General features: G+C 48.4%; 22 protein-coding genes. All 22 read left to right on the forward strand.

Annotated elements, in window-relative coordinates; genetic code table 11:
* The 22 genes from fliG to ABJ225_RS02715 are packed head-to-tail and all read left to right on the forward strand — an operon-like array spanning position 1 to position 18,809.
* A complete protein-coding gene (fliG, locus tag ABJ225_RS02610; protein ID WP_053427301.1) occupies positions 1 to 1,011 on the forward strand; it encodes a flagellar motor switch protein FliG in 1,011 nt (336 codons plus the stop codon).
* Complete coding sequence (gene fliH / locus ABJ225_RS02615) at positions 1,004 to 1,741, forward strand: flagellar assembly protein FliH (protein ID WP_053427300.1); 738 nt, start codon at positions 1,004 to 1,006, stop codon at positions 1,739 to 1,741. Before fliG ends, fliH begins: the two co-directional genes overlap by 8 nt.
* Positions 1,738 to 3,057 (forward strand): flagellar protein export ATPase FliI, encoded by a 1,320-nt coding sequence (gene fliI / locus ABJ225_RS02620; RefSeq protein WP_347318277.1) that lies wholly within the window; start codon positions 1,738 to 1,740, stop codon positions 3,055 to 3,057. The genes fliH and fliI overlap by 4 nt, the downstream gene beginning before the upstream one ends.
* A 4-nt stretch (positions 3,058 to 3,061) precedes the next feature.
* Complete coding sequence (gene fliJ / locus ABJ225_RS02625) at positions 3,062 to 3,508, forward strand: flagellar export protein FliJ (RefSeq protein WP_053427298.1); 447 nt, start codon at positions 3,062 to 3,064, stop codon at positions 3,506 to 3,508.
* Positions 3,509 to 3,515: 7 nt separating this feature from the next.
* Complete coding sequence (locus ABJ225_RS02630) at positions 3,516 to 4,106, forward strand: MotE family protein (RefSeq protein WP_079515949.1); 591 nt, start codon at positions 3,516 to 3,518, stop codon at positions 4,104 to 4,106.
* Positions 4,103 to 5,278: a flagellar hook-length control protein FliK gene (locus ABJ225_RS02635; RefSeq protein ID WP_347318280.1), complete on the forward strand. Its 1,176-nt coding sequence runs from the start codon at positions 4,103 to 4,105 to the stop codon at positions 5,276 to 5,278. Before ABJ225_RS02630 ends, ABJ225_RS02635 begins: the two co-directional genes overlap by 4 nt.
* A complete protein-coding gene (gene flgD, locus ABJ225_RS02640) occupies positions 5,275 to 5,910 on the forward strand; it encodes a flagellar hook assembly protein FlgD (RefSeq protein WP_079515951.1) in 636 nt (211 codons plus the stop codon). The genes ABJ225_RS02635 and flgD overlap by 4 nt, the downstream gene beginning before the upstream one ends.
* A 25-nt stretch (positions 5,911 to 5,935) precedes the next feature.
* Complete coding sequence (locus ABJ225_RS02645) at positions 5,936 to 7,162, forward strand: flagellar hook protein FlgE (protein WP_053427294.1); 1,227 nt, start codon at positions 5,936 to 5,938, stop codon at positions 7,160 to 7,162.
* Positions 7,163 to 7,211: 49 nt separating this feature from the next.
* Positions 7,212 to 7,433: a flagellar FlbD family protein gene (locus ABJ225_RS02650; protein ID WP_347318282.1), complete on the forward strand. Its 222-nt coding sequence runs from the start codon at positions 7,212 to 7,214 to the stop codon at positions 7,431 to 7,433.
* Positions 7,423 to 7,848: a flagellar basal body-associated protein FliL gene (fliL, locus tag ABJ225_RS02655; RefSeq protein ID WP_148985368.1), complete on the forward strand. Its 426-nt coding sequence runs from the start codon at positions 7,423 to 7,425 to the stop codon at positions 7,846 to 7,848. Before ABJ225_RS02650 ends, fliL begins: the two co-directional genes overlap by 11 nt.
* Before the next feature lie 36 nt (positions 7,849 to 7,884).
* Positions 7,885 to 8,880 carry a flagellar motor switch protein FliM gene (gene fliM, locus ABJ225_RS02660; RefSeq protein WP_218245891.1) on the forward strand — a complete coding sequence of 332 codons (996 nt, stop codon included), beginning with the start codon at positions 7,885 to 7,887 and terminating at the stop codon, positions 8,878 to 8,880.
* Positions 8,873 to 9,982 carry a flagellar motor switch phosphatase FliY gene (gene fliY / locus ABJ225_RS02665; protein ID WP_218245892.1) on the forward strand — a complete coding sequence of 370 codons (1,110 nt, stop codon included), beginning with the start codon at positions 8,873 to 8,875 and terminating at the stop codon, positions 9,980 to 9,982. The genes fliM and fliY overlap by 8 nt, the downstream gene beginning before the upstream one ends.
* Positions 9,983 to 10,006: 24 nt before the next feature.
* Entirely contained in the window at positions 10,007 to 10,369 is a 363-nt protein-coding gene (locus ABJ225_RS02670; RefSeq protein ID WP_048004044.1) for a response regulator, read from the forward strand.
* 26 nt (positions 10,370 to 10,395) lie between these two features.
* Positions 10,396 to 10,995, forward strand: a complete 600-nt coding sequence (locus ABJ225_RS02675) for a flagellar biosynthetic protein FliO (RefSeq protein WP_148985367.1) — start codon at positions 10,396 to 10,398, stop codon at positions 10,993 to 10,995.
* On the forward strand, positions 10,988 to 11,653 hold the full coding sequence (gene fliP, locus ABJ225_RS02680; protein WP_053427288.1) for a flagellar type III secretion system pore protein FliP: 666 nt from the start codon (positions 10,988 to 10,990) through the stop codon (positions 11,651 to 11,653). Before ABJ225_RS02675 ends, fliP begins: the two co-directional genes overlap by 8 nt.
* 13 nt (positions 11,654 to 11,666) lie before the next feature.
* Positions 11,667 to 11,936, forward strand: coding sequence for a flagellar biosynthesis protein FliQ (gene fliQ / locus ABJ225_RS02685; RefSeq protein WP_056537141.1), 270 nt, complete (start codon positions 11,667 to 11,669; stop codon positions 11,934 to 11,936).
* Positions 11,937 to 11,940: 4 nt separating this feature from the next.
* Entirely contained in the window at positions 11,941 to 12,717 is a 777-nt protein-coding gene (gene fliR / locus ABJ225_RS02690) for a flagellar biosynthetic protein FliR (RefSeq protein ID WP_053427287.1), read from the forward strand.
* A 1-nt stretch (position 12,718) separates the two neighbouring features.
* Positions 12,719 to 13,816 (forward strand): flagellar biosynthesis protein FlhB, encoded by a 1,098-nt coding sequence (flhB, locus tag ABJ225_RS02695; protein ID WP_053427286.1) that lies wholly within the window; start codon positions 12,719 to 12,721, stop codon positions 13,814 to 13,816.
* Positions 13,817 to 13,821: 5 nt separating this feature from the next.
* The gene (flhA, locus tag ABJ225_RS02700) at positions 13,822 to 15,858 is read left to right on the forward strand and encodes a flagellar biosynthesis protein FlhA (RefSeq protein WP_347318287.1); all 2,037 of its coding nucleotides are present in this window, start codon (positions 13,822 to 13,824) and stop codon (positions 15,856 to 15,858) included.
* On the forward strand, positions 15,855 to 16,925 hold the full coding sequence (gene flhF / locus ABJ225_RS02705; RefSeq protein WP_347318289.1) for a flagellar biosynthesis GTPase FlhF: 1,071 nt from the start codon (positions 15,855 to 15,857) through the stop codon (positions 16,923 to 16,925). Before flhA ends, flhF begins: the two co-directional genes overlap by 4 nt.
* Positions 16,922 to 17,776: a MinD/ParA family protein gene (locus ABJ225_RS02710; RefSeq protein WP_347318291.1), complete on the forward strand. Its 855-nt coding sequence runs from the start codon at positions 16,922 to 16,924 to the stop codon at positions 17,774 to 17,776. The genes flhF and ABJ225_RS02710 overlap by 4 nt, the downstream gene beginning before the upstream one ends.
* The gene (locus tag ABJ225_RS02715; protein WP_347318293.1) at positions 17,763 to 18,809 is read left to right on the forward strand and encodes a protein-glutamate methylesterase/protein-glutamine glutaminase; all 1,047 of its coding nucleotides are present in this window, start codon (positions 17,763 to 17,765) and stop codon (positions 18,807 to 18,809) included. Before ABJ225_RS02710 ends, ABJ225_RS02715 begins: the two co-directional genes overlap by 14 nt.
* Positions 18,810 to 18,823 lie beyond the last annotated feature (14 nt).

Below are 18,823 nucleotides of genomic sequence, written 5' to 3' on the forward strand. Positions count from 1 at the left end.
ATGAGAAGAGAAAAAGGACTAACAGGTAAGCAAAAAGCAGCAATTCTCCTGATCTCCCTTGGGCCGGATGTATCGGCATCGGTGTACAAGCATCTGTCAGAGGAAGAAATTGAAAAGCTGACCCTTGAGATCTCCGGTGTGAAAAAGGTGGAGACCGAAGCAAAGGAAGGGATCATGGAAGAGTTCCATCATATCGCCATGGCACAGGATTATATCTCTCAGGGCGGTATAGGATATGCGAAGACCGTTTTAGAAAAGGCGTTGGGGGCTGATCAAGCGACGGCCATCATCAATCGCCTAACGTCTTCCCTACAAGTCAGGCCATTCGATTTTGCACGGAAGGCCGATGCTGCGCAAATACTGAATTTTATCCAGAATGAACATCCACAGACGATTGCACTCATTCTTTCCTACCTTGATCCGCAGCAGGCAGGTCAGATCCTTTCTGAACTTCCTCAAGAGGTACAAGCGGATATTGCGCGCAGGATCGCCCTGATGGATGGGACCTCTCCTGAAGTGATCAGTGAAGTGGAAGCCATTCTCGAGAAAAAACTATCGGCTACAGTCACACAGGATTATACGCAGACAGGCGGAGTCGAGGCAGTAGTGGAAGTGTTGAACGGAGTAGATCGTGCCACGGAAAAAACGATCCTCGATTCACTTGAAATACAAGATCCGGAGTTGGCTGAGGAAATCAAGAAGCGGATGTTCGTCTTTGAAGATATCGTCACCCTTGACAGCCGCTCCATCCAACGCGTCATACGGGATTGTGAAAATGAAGACCTTCTTCTTGCCCTTAAAGTCTCGGCTGATGATGTGAAGAATGTAGTGTTCAAGAATATGTCGAGTCGAATGGTCGAAACAATCAAAGAAGAGATGGAATTCATGGGACCGGTTCGCCTGAAAGATGTAGAAGAAGCTCAATCAAGGATCGTATCCATTATCAGACGACTCGAGGACTCGGGAGAAATCATCATCGCCAGAGGCGGGGGAGACGATATCATTGTCTAAGATCATCAAAAATGTCTCTGAGCGTGGCAGTAAGATCATTGAACCGAGAAGAATCCTCCTTTCACGGGTGGCTGATAGTCAAGATCACAGTGCTGATACCGATGCCATCCTGGAGAATGCGAGAATCGAAGCAGACCGTGTCCTTGAAGACGCACGGCGTGAACATCAACGCACCCAAGAATCGATTCAAACGGCTAGAAGCGAATGGGAAAAGGAAAGGGAACGACTGATGGAAGAAGCATACAACGAAGGCTACTTGCTGGGGGAGCAGGAAGGGAAACAGTCTGGTTATAGTGCTTACACTGGAATCATCGAAGAAGCGAACCGCATTGTCGAGGAAAACCGAGAACACTATTACTCTTACATCGAGCGTGCTGAGAAGGTCATCCTCTCCCTCGCTGTCCGTAGTGCAGAGACAATCCTCCATCAGGAACTGGAAGACGAAGAGCGTTTCATCCCTATCCTTCAGAGGGGACTGAAGGAAGTCAGGGATCTTCCAGAAGTGCGAATTCACATCCATCCGTCCAGGCACCACCTTATCATGGAACATAAAAGTGAACTGGAAGCGATGTTTCCGGCAGACGTGCAATTATTTGTTTATTCAAACGATGATCTCGATCCATTGGAGTGTTACATGGAAACCAAGCAGGGTAGAATCATTCTTTCCGTTGATTCCCAGCTTGAAGAGCTGAAAAGGAAGCTTCTAGAGCGGATGGAGGAGGAAGGATGAAAGCAAGTGAACTTCTCGATATCATCCCGAAGACGCCGACATTCAAAAAATACGGAAAAGTCCATCGTGTAGTAGGATTGATGATTGAATCACAAGGACCCGAAAGTTCCGTGGGAGAAGTATGCCATATCCATATGAAAAGCAGGGGGAAAGAGAAGATCATCCCGGCGGAAGTGGTCGGATTCAATGGGGAACTCGTCATTTTGATGCCGTACACGAGTATGCAGGATATTTCACCGGGTAGCCTAGTGGAAGCCACCGAAAAACCACTTGAAATCAAGGTCGGCCCTTCCTTGATCGGGAAGGTGATCGACTCCCTTGGAAATCCCCTCGATGGCAGTACCCTACCGTATGGACTGAGTTCGGTCCATACGGAAAAAGATTCGCCTAATCCCCTGTCCCGTCCCCCGATCGATGAAGTAATGGAAGTCGGCGTCAAGGCGATCGACAGTATGCTTACGGTTGGGAAAGGACAAAGGATCGGTATATTTGCCGGGAGCGGGGTTGGGAAAAGCACCTTGCTAGGAATGATTGCCAGGAATACGAAAGCTGACCTGAACGTCATCGCCCTCGTCGGGGAGCGAGGCAGAGAGGTGAGGGAATTCATTGAGAGAGACCTTGGCGAGGAAGGTCTGAAGCGGACCATCGTCGTAGCAGCCACTTCGGATCAGCCCGCCCTTAAAAGGATCAAAGGTGCCTTTACGGCTACGGCCATCGCGGAATATTTCCGTGATAAGGGGATGAATGTGATGCTGATGATGGACTCCGCCACAAGGGTGGCGATGGCGCAGCGTGAAATCGGCCTTGCCGTGGGAGAACCACCCACCACGAAAGGATATACCCCTTCTGTATTCGCCATCCTCCCAAAACTTTTGGAACGGACCGGGACCAATACAAACGGAAGCATCACGGCTTTTTACACCGTACTGGTGGACGGAGATGACCTCAACGAGCCGATCTCCGACACGGTGAGGGGGATTTTGGACGGCCATATCGTCCTTGATCGGGACATTGCCAATAGGGGGCAATACCCGGCCATCAATCTTCTGAAAAGCGTAAGCAGATTGATGAATCACCTTGCGGACCCTTCACACAAACAAGCTGCAACCCGTATTAGGGAACTTCTCAGTACGTATTTGAAATCGGAAGACCTCATTCAGATCGGAGCATACAAAAAAGGCTCGTCCAAAGAAGTGGATGAAGCGATCGACTATTATCCGAACATCATTTCTTACTTGAAACAGGATGTCATGGAGAAGCGCTCTTTCAAGGAAAGTGTGGAAGGGCTAATACAACTGGCGGAAACGGGTGAATGAAAGAATGACCTATGAATATCGATTCGAGCGGATCCTTACCTTAAAGGAGCAGGAAAAAGAAGACATGCAGGAGCAATACAAATCCAGTGTGTCAAAATTCCAAGAAGCTGCGGAACAATTATATGGGGCGTTGAAGAAGAAAGAAACCCTGGAGGCGATGCAGGTAGAGAAGCTTTCAACAGGGTTATCGATCCTCGACATCAGGCATCACCAGCAGTTCATCACGAATCTCGAGAAGACCATTTCTTACTTTCAGAACCTCGTGGTCCAGGCCAGGAACAGGATGAACTGGTATGAGGAAAAAATGATTGAGATGAACATGGAAGTTAAGAAGTATGAAAGATTGAAAGAGAAGGATTTCAAAGCCTTCTTGGTCCGTCTTCAGGCGGAAGAAAATAAGCAGCTGGACGAAGTTTCCGTGACCCAGTACATGAAGCAGGAAGTCAGGTGACGAGAAAATGGCAAAATCAAAAGGAATAGATAACCCACAGCCTCACGGACGATTCCAAAAATTTGTATTCATCGTCCTGATCCCGATCCTGTTCATCATTGTCGTGACGCTGGTGGTCTTGACGGCAACGGGAACAAACGTATTCGAAAAAGCACAATCACTGGGAATTCATCTTCCGTTTACCGACGATAAGGAACCAGCATCCGCTGATACTGAGAAAGAAGATACGGATGCCCTCAAGGTGGTCATAGAAGATCAAAAAGCTGAAATCGCCCAGTTGAACTCTTCCCTGGAGCAGAAAACGAAGGAAGCGGACGGGCTGAATGCATCCTTGGAGCAACAAGCTTCCGAAATGGAGGAACTCCGTCAAACGGGAGAAGAAAGCAAGCGTTCCTTCAAAGAGATCATCTCCACCTATGAAGCAATGTCGGCAAAAAATGCGGCACCGGTCATCTTGAATTTAAAAGATGATGATGCAGTCAGGATCCTGTCGAGCGTCAAGCCGGCGACATTGGCATCCATCCTTGAAAAAATGCCCCCGGCTGATGCAGCAAAATATACGGCCTTGATCACTGCGGAAGAAGGAGGGAACCAATGATGCAGATCACACCATTGATGAATCAGTTAGGTGCCTTATCCGCTTCCTCCGAAGCGCCTGGAGTAGTAGTAGGTGGGGATGCGCTCTTCACTTCTCAGCTTCTGGGCTTCCTGGGACAAGTGCAGGTTGGAGGAACTACGCCCGCCGAAGCTGAACAGCCTTCCCTCCTGCAGAACCTTCATCTACTCCTTCAAACAGATAGCCTGTCGGGACTCGGAGTACCCGAAGGAGAGTTGGATGCACAGTCAGATGGTGAAGAGGTGACGATGGAAGACATGGCAGAGCTACTTGGAATCGATGTGGAAGCTCTCCAGGCCTTTCATGCTGCACTGCTGAAAGAGATGCACATCACCTCAGGCAGTGTCGAGCCCCCTGATGATCTTCAAGAGCTTGTAGCAGGAATCCTGCAACTTTCGAAGGAGCTTCCCCCCGCAATCAAGTCTCAGCCACTTGAACAGGCAGTCAAACTGATCCAGGCAATGCAGCTTTTGAGCGCTTCGGGTAAATCCGAGTGGAATGACACGTTTGAATCGGCCCAGATCAAAGAGGCGCTCAAGGAGCTTCTGATCAGGATGGAAGGAACAGGTCAAGCGGTAACTCGGAAAGAACCCGAACTGAAGGCCAGGAACCAGGGAGACAAGGTATCACGAGATGTGCCGGCCGGTTTGAATGCTTTTCAACCTGCCACTTCTTCACAAGGTATATCCACAGCCACAGTGAAAGCGAGTTTATTCATAAAACCCGAACAGCCTGAGAGCGTAGTTCAGCAGTTTCAGAGCCTGTTAGGCAAGTCACAGTTTTCTTCCATGGGCTCGATGAGCAAGCTGTTCATCAAGCTTTACCCCGAGCATTTGGGTTCCGTCAGGATCGAGCTCCTTCAGCAAAACGGTGTGATGACAGCAAAGATCTTGGCATCTTCGGCATCGGCAAAGGAAATGCTTGATTCCCATCTGCAAGGATTGAAGCAGGCTTTTCACTCTCAAAATATCCAAGTGGATAAAATCGAAGTGTCACAGAGTCTGAGCGATCCTGAAAGGGCGTTCAAGGGTCAATCACACCAGCAGCCCAAAGAACATGGTCAAAAACAAGGCGGACACGATAGGGAACAAGATGCAGATATAGACACGGATTTCAAGGAGTTACTCATAAAGAATGAACAGGTGATAACATGACGAAAATCGATCCCGGTCTACTTTACTCAAATCTTCAACCGGAGAAACGTTCCGGAGCGAATGATATCCTCGGCAAAGATGACTTTCTCAAAATCCTGATGACCCAGCTTCAGAATCAGGATCCCATGAATCCTATGCAGGACAAAGATTTCATTGCTCAGATGGCCACTTTCTCTTCTCTAGAGCAAATGACCAATCTGAATAAGACGATGGAAGGGTTTGTGGAAGCAGAGGCTCAGAGCCGCTTGATTTCCTATAATTCATTCGTCGGGAAGCATGTCACCTGGCACAAGCTTTCAGGTGAAGGAGAAGATGCGTCCATCGAGCAGGGGGATGGAATCATCAAGGGGGTGCGTTTCAAGAACCAATCGGTTGAATTCATCATGGAAGACGATAGTATCCTTACGCCGGCCAATATCTCACAGGTGAATCAGACTGCACCTGGTGATACCGCTTTAGTAAATGCTACGATGCTGATCGGCAAATTGGTATCATGGCAGGACGGGGAAGAGGTCAAGCAAGGGGTCGTCCAGTCCGTTTCCAAGAAAGATTCGGATATCTGGATCCATTTGAGCTCTGGAGAGAAAATCAAATCAGGTGATTTGACGGCAATCGAGACGCCTAAAGCCTAAGAGAGAAAAAGAGAGGGGAAAAAACATGTTACGTTCAATGTACTCAGGTATCAGCGGAATGAAGAATTTCCAAACGAAACTGGATGTAATCGGTAATAACATCGCCAATGTCAATACGTTCGGCTACAAAAAGGGCAGGGTCACCTTCCAGGATCTTATGAGCCAGACAGTTTCCGGTGCCAGTCGTGCCACAAATGACCGTGGTGGTCAAAATGCCAAGCAGGTGGGCCTTGGAAGTTCACTTGCAACGATTGACTCGATCCAAACCCAAGGGAGCCTTCAAACGACGGCAAGGGATTTGGATGTGGCTGTATCTGGCGACGGGTTCTTCGTGGTCAAGACCGGTAATAACACGATGTATACCCGTTCAGGGAACTTCTATCTGGATTCTAATGGAAGCCTGGTCACGGCACAAGGGAACCTTGTGCAAGGCTATCCCGTCAATGCTCAGGGTGTCGTTAACCGAAGTGGAGCAACTAATATCAAGGTGGATACTAATGCAACGATGGCTCCACAAGCATCCTCACTTGCCACGTATAACGGTAATTTAAAAGCAAGTGCCGCACAAGGAACCGAAGTCGAAGTTGAAACAAAGGTGAAAGATTCGCTCGGCAAGGATGTAAGCCTGAAGATCACGATGACGAAGACCGGTGTCAATAACCAATGGGATGTAGCCATTTCGAGTCTTACACCTGGCGTGACCGTGGCAACGGGTACTACCAGGACGTTTACATTCGATAATCAAGGGAACCTGACGAACCCTACATCTTCCAACATCTCACTCAACAATACGACAGGAGCGAATCCTACCCAGCCTATCGAGCTTGATTTCTCCAAGATCACCCAGTTCGACAGCTCATCTTCCGCCAACACGGATACGGTGGATGGAAATGCAGAAGGGTATCTGGAAAGCTTCAATATCGGGTCATCCGGTGAAGTGAACGGCGTATTTTCAAACGGTGAAGTTAGGGTTCTGAGTCAGCTTGCGGTTGCAACATTCTCGAATCCGGGGGGACTGATGAAAGCAGGGGGCAACCTGTTCCAGGCTTCGAATAACTCCGGCCTTCCGAATACCGGTGTACCGGGGGAAGGTCGCGGAATGCTTCAGGCAGGCGCACTGGAAATGTCCAACGTCGATCTTTCCGAAGAATTTACGGAAATGATCACGGCACAGCGTGGTTTCCAGGCAAATACAAGAATCATCACCACTTCGGATGAAATCCTTCAGGAACTTGTGAACCTGAAACGATAATCGTCTGACATAAGGAGGGAAGGACTGAGTTTCCCCTCGGTCACATAACATGATTACGTTAACTAGGTTGAACGGCAAAGCGCTCACGATCAATGCATTATTCATTGAAACCATTGAATCATTCCCGGACACGGCCATTCTTCTCACCAATGGTAGACGATATGTGGTAAAGGAATCAGTGGTGGAGGTGCAAGCCCTCTCAACAGAATTTTATCGACGTGTCCAGCTCCACGGGAATGGACCCAAGGGAGGAATGAACGATGAAGAATAAAGCCATCACCATCACCATGGTCATTGTCGCTACTTGTGTCCTTTTGGGGGCTGTAGGCTGGGTGGTCGTGAAGCAGATGTCACCGAAAGCAGAAGCCAAGGAGCAGAGCATTGAAGAGGTGCTCTCTTACTCGGTTGATGTACCGGAGTTGACGACCAATCTGTCGAGCAATGATTTCATTCGTATCTCATTCAAGATCCAGACCGATGGAAAGAAGGCAAAAGAGGAATTACAGCAGCGGGACTTCATGGTTAATAATATCATCATTGAGGAGCTATCCGAGCTGAATGCAACCGATCTGAAAGGCAAGAAAGGCAAAGAACTGATCGAAACAACCATTCGTAAAAGAGTCGACTCCCTTATGCAGGAAGGATCCGTCGAAAAAGTTTATATTACATCGATGATGATCCAATAGGGATACCTGTTTTGATTGGTAGGGAGGTGAATGAATTTGGCCAATGAAATCTTATCACAAAGTGAAATCGATGCCCTCCTTTCCGCGATCAATACCGGGGAAATGAGTGCGGATGATTTTAAAAAAGAAGAAGAAGAGCGAAAAGTAAAGGTCTATGATTTTAAACGGGCACTCCGTTTTTCCAAGGATCAAATCAGGAGTTTGACAAGGATACATGAAAACTTCGCACGAATCCTGACTACTTACTTCTCTGCACAGTTAAGGACCTATGTCCATATCAATGTCGCATCGGCCGATCAGATTCCATATGAGGAGTTCATACGGTCTGTCCCGAAGATGACGATATTGAATGTGTATGAACTGCCTCCACTCGATGGGCGGATCCTCATCGAGATCAATCCCAATATTGCTTACTCGATGATGGACCGCGTCATGGGTGGAAAAGGAGTGTCCATCAATAAGGTGGAGAATCTCACGGAAATCGAGACGAGCATCATGAGCCAGCTCTTCGAAAAAGCCTTCGAGAGCTTGAGGGAAGCCTGGAGTACTGTCGTAGACGTTGATCCTGTCTTCGATGAGTTCGAAGTGAATCCCCAGTTCCTGCAGATGGTCTCCCCGAATGAAACCGTGGTGGTCATTTCGTTGAACACGACAATTGCAGAAACTAGCGGGATGATCAATATCTGCATCCCTCATGTCGTCCTTGAACCGATTTTGCCGAAACTCTCAGGGAGCTACTGGATGGAGAGCAAGCGGAAAGAAAGCAGCTCTTCTGAAGTGACCCAACTCCGAGAGGGCATCAAGAAGGCGAAGGTGCCCGTTGTAGCTCAACTGGGGAAGACGGAGGTCACCATCGAGGACTTCCTATCTATGGGAGTCGGCGATGTCCTCGATCTCGGTACCGGCATAGGAGATCCCTTGACCGTCTGCGTCGGGAATGTGCCTAAATTCATTGCACAACCTGGCCGCTCCAAGAAAAAACTGGCTGTACAAATTTTGGAAACATTGAAAGGAGGAGATGGTGATGAGTGACATGCTATCACAGGATGAAATTGATGCGTTGCTAAGGGGCTCTGCCGAATCCGATGAAACGAATGAAAAACCTGAGATCCGGACCGATGACCACATTTCCATTGTAGAAGTCGATGCATTGGGGGAAATCGGGAACATCTCTTTCGGAAGTTCAGCAACAGCCCTATCCACTCTTTTGAATCAAAAAGTGGAAATCACAACCCCGCAGGTATCGATCGTAGACCGCAATCTGCTTGAAGAAGAATTCCCGCATCCTTATGTTGCGATACAAGTACAGTACACCGAAGGATTCTCTGGCGCCAATCTGCTCGTCATCAGACAGTCCGATGCTTCGATCATCGCGGATCTGATGCTTGGTGGTGATGGCATTTCCCCGTCACAAGACCTCGGAGAGATTCAATTGAGTGCTGTGCAGGAGGCGATGAATCAGATGATGGGTTCCGCTGCCACGTCCATGTCGACGGTGTTCCGGAAAAAGGTGGACATTTCACCACCTTCCATCGATCTCATGTTTATCCCGAAAGGAGAAGGAAAAGAAAATCTTCCTGAAGAGGATTTGCTCGTCAAGGTATCGTTTGCCCTTAAGATCGGAGAACTGATCGATTCGAGCATCATGCAGCTCCTTCCTTTGAAATTCGCCAAAAGTCTCGTGGATGAGCTTATGGCTCCAGAAGAAGTGGACATACATACTCCCTCTATACCAACCGAGGAACCGTATCAGGCAGAAAGGGAAGTGGCAGCAGCACAGACAGTGGAAGCGCCGAGGGTGGAGGAGCCGAGTGTGAACGTGCAGCCGGCGGCATTTGCAGATTTTGAATCACCGCAGCTCGGTGCCCATGAAGCCCAGAACCTGAATATGCTTTTGGATATCCCGTTACAGGTGACAGTAGAGCTCGGAAGGACGAACAGATCTGTCAAGGAAATCCTTGAGCTATCATCGGGTTCCATCATTGAACTTGATAAGCTTGCAGGAGAACCGGTTGATATCCTCGTCAACAGCCAGCTCATGGCCAAAGGCGAGGTCGTAGTCATCGATGAGAACTTCGGCGTGAGGATCACTGATATCGTCAGCCAAAGCGATCGTCTAAAGCGATTAAAGTAAAAAGAATGATGGAGGTAGACCAGAATGGCTAATAAAATTCTTATTGTAGATGATGCAGCATTCATGCGAATGATGATCAAGGATATTTTAACAAAAAATGGTTTTGACGTAGTGGGAGAAGCAGCAGATGGGTCCCAGGCAGTTGACAAGTATAAAGAGTTGAAGCCTGATCTTGTGACGATGGATATCACCATGCCTGAAAAAGACGGTATCGCCGCGTTGAAAGAAATCAAAGCGAGCGATCCTGGCGCTAAAATCATCATGTGCTCGGCCATGGGTCAACAGGCCATGGTCATTGATGCCATCCAGGCGGGGGCAAAGGACTTCATTGTCAAACCGTTCCAGGCAGACCGTGTAATCGAAGCAATCCAAAAAGCATTGAGCTAAAGGTGATTTAAGAAGGTGTGCATGCAGTGAGAAAACTATTAGTAACCCTATGCATCATGATGGCCCTTGTGGCCATCTGGGGGCATACGGCCCTTGCGGTGGAGGATAGCACGAAATTTTGCATCGAGAATCCGGATAAATGCAATCAATCCGATGAAACACCCGCAAATGTAGCAGGCGATACGTCTGTTACATTCGTGGATTACGTCAAAATGGTCGGTGCCTTGCTGTTTGTCATCGCATTGATCTACGGCCTATTGAAGTTCATCAATCAAAAAGGGAAATCGTATCAACAATCAAAATTGATCCATAACCTTGGGGGGACCACCCTGGGAGGTAATCGTTCCGTACAGCTCATAAAAGTGGGGGATGAGATCCTCGTGGTAGGGGTCGGAGAGAACATCCAGTTGTTAAAAGAGGTAGAGGATCCCTCTCAAAAAGAGAAAATCCTCTCTTTTTATGAAGACAAATCAGTCTCTCCCGCAAACTGGGTATCTAAATTCACAACCCCAAAAGGGACAGGATCGTTTCAAGCCCATTTGAAAGAACAGCTGGAAGAAATGAAGCGGGGACGAAAGACGATGCTTGGTGAGTGGAAGAAGAAGAGGGATCAGTCAGATGAATGAATTCATGGAGTTCTTCAATACGAGTTCAGCAGATAATGTCTCCACCAGCGTAAAACTTCTCTTATTGTTTACCGTGCTGTCCCTTGCACCGAGCATTCTGATCCTCATGACGTGTTTTACCAGGATCATCATCGTGCTTTCATTTGTGAGGACGTCCCTTGCGACCCAGCAGATGCCCCCGAATCAGGTGTTGATCGGTCTTTCGCTTTTCTTGACCTTCTTCATCATGGCTCCGACGTTCCAACAGGTGAATAAAGACGCTTTGACACCGTTATTCAATGAAGAGATCAACTTGGAGCAGGCGTATGACCGGGCATCGGTGCCATTCAAGGAATTCATGAGCGGCCACACCCGGCAAAAGGACCTGGAGTTGTTCTTGAACTATTCAGGTGCTGAGCAACCCGAGTCGATCGAAGAGATTCCTCTTACGTCCCTGGTACCAGCTTTCGCACTGAGTGAAATCAAGACCGCCTTTCAGATCGGGTTCATGATCTTCATACCGTTTCTGGTGATCGATATGGTGGTCGCGAGCATCCTTATGTCCATGGGTATGATGATGCTTCCACCGGTGATGATTTCCCTTCCGTTCAAGATTCTCCTCTTCGTACTTGTAGACGGGTGGTATCTGGTCGTGAAATCTCTCCTACAAAGTTTTTAAGAAGGTGAAGCAATTGAGTGTAGAATCCGTAATTTCCTTGGCTGAAAGAGGGATTTATACGACCTTGATCGTCTCTGGACCATTGCTATTATTGGCACTGGTCGTGGGGCTGATCGTGAGTATTTTCCAAGCAACGACGCAGATACAGGAGCAGACGCTTGCCTTCATACCGAAGATTGTGGCCGTGCTCCTGGGGATCATCTTTTTCGGTCCCTGGATGCTGACAAAGATGTTGACCTATACATCACAGATATTTTCAGATTTAACCAGGTTCGTAGGCTAAGGGCATGGAGCAGCTTGTCCCGTTATTATCGGTATATTTATTGATATTTGTCAGGGTTTCATCTTTTTTTATTACCATGCCCCTGTTTTCCTATAGAACCATACCTGCTCAGCATCGAATCGCGTTTTCCGCTGTCATTTCATGGGTGATGTATTATTCCGTGGAAGCTTCGGCGTTTGATATCAACGGTGAATACATCCTGTTGATCATGAAGGAAGCCCTTGTCGGCCTCCTGATCGGATTTATCGCCTATATGATCCTATCCGCCGTGCAGATTGCCGGGGGATTGATTGATTTTCAGATGGGGTTTGCCATCGCGAATGTGATTGACCCTCAGACGGGTGCTCAAAGTCCGCTCATGGGGCAATACCTCTATACATTCGCCCTGCTGCTGTTGTTGACATTGAACGGTCATCATCTCTTGCTCGATGGGATCTTTTACAGCTATAAGCTCATACCCATCGATCAGGCGTGGATTCCCTTCGGCAACGAAGATATGGTGGATTACGTTCTGAAGGCATTCAATTCCATGTTCATCGTCGCCTTTCAAATGTCGATTCCCGTTGTTGCCACACTTTTCCTTGTCGATGTGGCGTTGGGGATCGTGGCACGTACCGTCCCGCAGCTCAACATTTTTGTAGTCGGATTCCCGATCAAGATTGCGGTTTCGTTTATCATTCTCTTCATTGTCATGGGCGTCATGTTTGCCGTGATGCAAAAGTTGTTCGGGATGATGCTCGTCACCATGAGGGACTTAATGAACATCATTGGAGGCACATAAATTGAAGCTTTTGAAACTGGACCTGCAGTTTTTCAGTGGGGAGAAGACCGAGAAGGCAACACCGAAAAAAAGGGACGATGCACGCAAGAAAGGGCAGACCGCTAAGAGTCAGGATGTGAATACGGCGATCATCCTCCTGTCGGTATTCATGTTTATGCTTTTCGGGGCATCCTTCCTTGGAGATGTTGTATTCGATCTGTTCCATCAGACGTTCCAGGAGTACATGCTCATGGACCTGACCGAGAAAAGCATTCGTGTAATCACCCTGGATATAATGAAAGAGCTCGCTTTGCTTCTCGGCCCCATCATGCTTGTCGCATTGCTTGCCGGACTTGTGGCGAACTATATCCAGGTGGGAGTGATGTTCACGGTTGAGCCGATCCAACCAAAGTTGGAAAAGATCGATCCGATTAAGGGATTTAAACGGATCTTTTCCCTGAGGGCGATCGTTGAGCTCGTAAAATCGATCCTCAAGATCGGTTTCGTGGGAACCATTACATTCGTGGTCCTCTGGATCAATATCGATAAGGTACTGAGCCTTTCGTTTAAATCAGTCGGTGATTCGTTGCTCACAATGGGAAAGCTTACCGTCCAGATGGGTATCGCAGCCTCGATTGCGCTCCTGTTCCTTTCTCTGTTCGATTTCCTCTATCAGAGATATGACTTCGAAAAGAATATCAGGATGTCAAAGCAGGATCTGAAGGATGAACATAAAAACATCGAAGGCGATCCGCTGATCAAGTCGAAAATCAAGCAGAGACAGCGGGAAATGGCCATGCGAAGGATGATGCAGGAGGTTCCCCAGGCCGACGTCATCATCACCAATCCGACGCATTTTGCCATCGCCCTTAAATACGATGAAACGAAAATGGACGCTCCTTTCGTTGTGGCAAAGGGTGTTGACTTCCTGGCGCAAAAAATCAAATTCATCGCAAGTGAGCATGATGTTGTCACCATTGAAAATCGACCGCTGGCAAGAGCCCTCTATGATGCAGCTGATATAGGGGATGCTGTCCCGGAAGAATTTTTTAAGGCTGTGGCAGAAATCCTTGCGTACGTATACAAAACCAAAAAAACACATGCCCTACATAAGGAGTGAGAACTATGCCAGCAAGAGATCTATCCGTTTTAGCAAGTGTCATCTTGATCGTCGCCATGCTGATCATCCCATTTCCGGGGTGGCTGCTGAGCGTATTGATCATTATCAATATTTCACTTGCCCTCCTTGTGCTCCTGATCTCCATGAATATGAATGAACCATTGCAATTCTCGATATTCCCGTCGCTTCTGTTGCTACTGACGCTGTTCAGACTAGGTCTAAATGTTTCCACAACGAGGTCGATCCTTAGTAAAGGGGAAGCAGGAGGCGTTGTGGAAACATTTGGAACGTTTGTGGTCGGAGGAAATGTCCTGGTGGGCCTCGTGGTATTCGTCATCTTGATCGTGATTCAGTTCATTGTCATTACAAAGGGATCAGAGCGTGTATCCGAAGTGGCTGCCCGTTTCACCCTTGACGCGATGCCAGGAAAACAGATGAGCATCGATGCCGATCTGAATGCCGGGATGATATCTGAACAAGATGCCCGAACCCGGCGTGAAAAAGTCGGGAGGGAGGCAGACTTCTACGGAGCCATGGACGGAGCATCCAAGTTCGTCAAAGGGGATGCCATTGCCGGAATCGTCATCGTCATGATCAATCTGATCATGGGGATCATCATCGGGATGACCCAGATGGGTCTTCCCATCGCAGATGCTGCCACAAAATTCTCACTTTTGACCGTCGGTGATGGAATCGTTAGTCAAATCCCGGCCCTATTGATTTCAACGGCAACAGGAATCGTCGTTACACGTGCTGCCTCTGAAGGGAACCTCGGGGAGGATATCATGAATCAGCTCTTGGCTTACCCCGTCATGCTTTATGTGGCGGCCTCAACGATCTTTTTACTCGGTGTGTTCACACCAATTTCATTCCTCGTCACGGTGCCCATAGCAGCCGCCCTTGCACTTGGCGGCTACATGGTCTCGAGAGCGCCTAAGGAGGATGAATCCGATCTGATGGAGCTCGAAGAAGAGATGGAACATGAAGAAATGAAAAGTCCCGAAAGTGTTGTAAACCTGTTGAATGTAGACCCAATCGAATTCGAATTCGGGTACGGGCTCATTCCCCTTGCAGATTCTAATCAAGGGGGGGACCTCCTTGACCGCATCGTCATGATCAGGAGGCAGCTTGCCATCGAAATGGGCCTCGTGATCCCGGTTGTGAGAATCAGGGATAATATCCAGCTTCAGCCGAATGAGTACCGTCTGAAGATCAAAGGAAATGAAATGGCGAAGGGTGAACTTCTTCTCGATCACTATCTCGCCATGAGTCCAGGGATCGATGATGGATCAGTTGAAGGAATTGATACGATTGAACCGTCATTCGGACTCCCGGCCAAATGGATCTCCGAGGAAATGAAGGAACAGGCCGAAATCTTCGGTTATACGGTGGTCGACCCGCCTTCTGTTGTTTCCACGCATTTAACGGAAATCATCAAGACGAACGCACATGATCTTCTTGGACGGCAGGAAACGAAGCAGCTGATCGATCATCTGAAGGAATCATATCCGATCCTGGTGGAGGAAGTAACACCGAATCCACTTTCCATAGGTGAGATACAAAAAGTGCTGGCCAAATTATTGAAGGAACATGTTTCAATCAGGAATCTACCGGTGATCTTCGAGACCCTCGCCGATTACGGGAAAATGAGCTCCGATACCGATTTGTTGGCAGAGTACGTAAGACAAGCCCTGGCTAGACAGATCACAAGCCAGTACGCAGGCGGTGATGCCATGCTTAAGGTTGTGACCGTTTCAGGGAAGGTCGAAAAGAAAATTGCCGACAGTATTCAACAGACCGAGCATGGAAACTTCCTGTCCCTTGATCCCGGTGACTCACAAGAGATTCTTGAAAGTGTGGCATCTCAGGTCGAACAGGTTTCCCTCATGGAAGAATCACCGGTCATTCTCTGTTCCCCGGCTGTCCGTATGTACGTCAGACAAATGACCGAGCGCTACTTCCCGCACGTTCCGATCCTTTCGTATAATGAGCTCGAAGCAAACGTCGAAGTACAAAGTCTAGGGGTGGTGAATATCTCATGATGGTCAAAAAATATAGAGCCGATTCAATGAATGATGCCATGGCGAAGGTTCGAAAGGATCTTGGATCAGATGCAGTGATTCTTCATTCGAAACAGATTCAATCAGGAGGCATCCTCGGTTTATTCAAAAAAAGAGGCGTGGAGGTCATTGCTGCTCTCGATCCCGATCACACGGAGACGGAGGATCACGTAAAAATGGAAAGAATCCAGGATCCCACGCCACATCCGGTCATCAATCAGCAGCTTGGTGAACTGAAAGGCATGATCGCAGCATTGTCCTCATCGATGACGGACCATTTCCCTTCTTCTGTATCGGATATCCTGGATTCCTTAAAAAAACAGGGGATGAAGGAAGAATACCTGTTGGAGCTCGGGAACCGGCTTCAGCGGCTTCCTGAAGAAACCTACATCGAAAGCACAGAAGCTTTCCTAAGCGAGCGTATGGATACTGTACCCATGGGTGGGATGACCTTCACTCATAAATATATCAATCTCATGGGACCGACCGGGGTAGGAAAGACCACGACCCTTGCGAAATTGGCGGCAGAAGCCGTGATCGAGAAAAGGAAGAAAGTTGCTTTCCTGACGACCGATACTTACCGGATCGCTGCGATCGAACAGTTGAAAACCTATGCGTCCCTGCTGAACGTTCCGGTTGAAGTGATCTATAAGGCAGATGATTACAGTGCTGCGATTGAGAAGTTCCGGGACTACGATCATCTCTTCATCGATACGGCCGGCCGGAACTACCGGGAAGAACATTATGTGACGGAACTTCATAACCTGATTGACTTCAGTACCGATATGGAATCATACCTCGTTCTCTCGCTCACCAGCAAGGAAGAAGATATGAGGGAGATCGCCACAGCGTTCTCGTCTATGAAAATCGACCGGTTCATATTTACCAAACTGGATGAAACATCGAGTATGGGGGCAATTTTCAACCTTATCCTTGAGACGGGGATCGGTGCCGCATATGTGACGACAGGGCAGGGTGTTCCTGAAGACATTGAACCACTCTTGGCCAAAGACATTGCACGGCTACTGATGAAAGGGATCCGTCCATGAATGATCAGGCACATAAACTCAGACAAAGGATGAATGAGAGTGCGAGGACCTTTGCCGTCGTGAGCGGCAAGGGTGGAGTCGGGAAGTCTAATATCACGACGAACCTGGCCATCCTTATGGCGAAAAGAGGGAATCGGGTCCTTCTATTCGATATGGATATCGGCATGGGGAATGTGCATCTTCTCCTGGGTAGCCACAGGAAGTACTCCGTGATGGATTATATAGACGATGGACATAAGACGATTCACGATGTGGTATGTAAAGACGTGCACGGTATCTCCTATATCTCCGGGGGCAATGGATTGAAAGACCTGGTGGAATGGCACGGTGAACGGATGGAACGATTCTTCGAAGGCTTGAAAGAGCTCATGCGGCATTATGATTATATTTTATTCGATATGGGCGCCGGGGCTTCGAGTGCGACCATTGAATTCCTGCTGTCTGTCGATGAAATCATTGCCGTGACCACACCTGAGCCAACGGCCATGACCGATGTATATTCCATGATGAAGTATATTTTCCTTAAAGACCGATCTAAGGAGATTTCGATTATATGCAATCGCGCCGCGACGAAAAGAGAAGGAAGGGAAACACTGCTCAGGCTTAAACATACAGTAGGAAAGTTCCTCTTGAAGGAAGTATCTGACCTCGGATTCCTCCCTGAAGATCCTACTGTACGAAAAGCCGTGATCAATCAGGTGCCTCTGGTCATCGGATATCCTTCTTCCGCCGTATCGAAAAGTCTCATGGACGTGCTCGATTGTCTGATCCCTGCGGGTGCACAGGTGAAGAAGTCTTCTTTTATAGAAGGATTCCGAAAGTTTTTCAAAGGGGTGGATGCTGTTGATTAACGTGTTGGTGGTGGATGATTCTGCGTTCATGAGGAAGCTCATCAGCGACTATCTCCGGTCCGAAAGTTCGATTGAAGTCATCGGTACCGCCCGCAACGGGGAGGATGCCATCAAGAAGATCAAAAGGCTGCGGCCAGATGTAGTGACATTGGATATCGAAATGCCCGTCATGAACGGGCTGGAAGCACTCAAGGTCATCATGGATGAACATCCAGTCCCCGTTGTGATGCTCTCTTCTACGACGAAAGAAGGCGCGGATGAAACCGTGAAAGCCATGAGCATCGGGGCTGTGGATTTTCTTGCCAAGCCTTCGGGCACGATTTCCCTTGATTTGTATAAAGTGCAATCCGATATAGTCAGTAAGGTGATTGAAGCGAGCAAGGTGAATATAGGGAAATTGGTGCCAGAGAAGAGCCGTATCAGTCTCGTTGAAGGGCCGAAGCTTAAAGGGCTGTCTGCCAAAAACGCCCTGATTGCCATCGGAACCTCTACGGGGGGACCGCGGGCTCTCCAAAAGGTCCTTGGCGAACTGCCGCGTGCCATCCCGGCTCCAATCGTCATCGTGCAACATATGCCCCCGGGATTCACGAAGTCGCTTGCTACCAGGCTTGACGGTCTGAGTGACATCACCATTAAGGAAGCAGAGCAAGGAGAGAAGCTGAAAAAGGGGACGGCATATATCGCCCCGGGCGGGCAACATCTCAAAATCGTTTCCAAGGGAGACGACCTTTTTGCTCAGCTTGATGAGGGAGAGCCTGTAAACGGGCACCGGCCTTCCGTTGATGTATTATTTGGATCCATTGCCGCCCTTGGCCATCAGAACACCATTGCGGTCATTATGACGGGCATGGGTTCTGATGGAACGAAAGGACTAGCCTCCTTGAAAAGAATGGGAAGGGCAAGGGTCATCGCAGAAGCGGAAGAAACCTGTATCGTGTATGGAATGCCTAAGGCTGCCGTGGCAGGCGGGTATGTGGATCAATCGGTGGAACTGGGAGAGATTTCTCATTCCATCCTGAATTATTTGAGGTAAGGGAGTGTAAAGCT

The sequence above is a fragment of the Rossellomorea sp. RS05 genome (assembly GCF_039822645.1).
GTDB classification, from domain to species: domain Bacteria; phylum Bacillota; class Bacilli; order Bacillales; family Bacillaceae_B; genus Rossellomorea; species Rossellomorea marisflavi_B.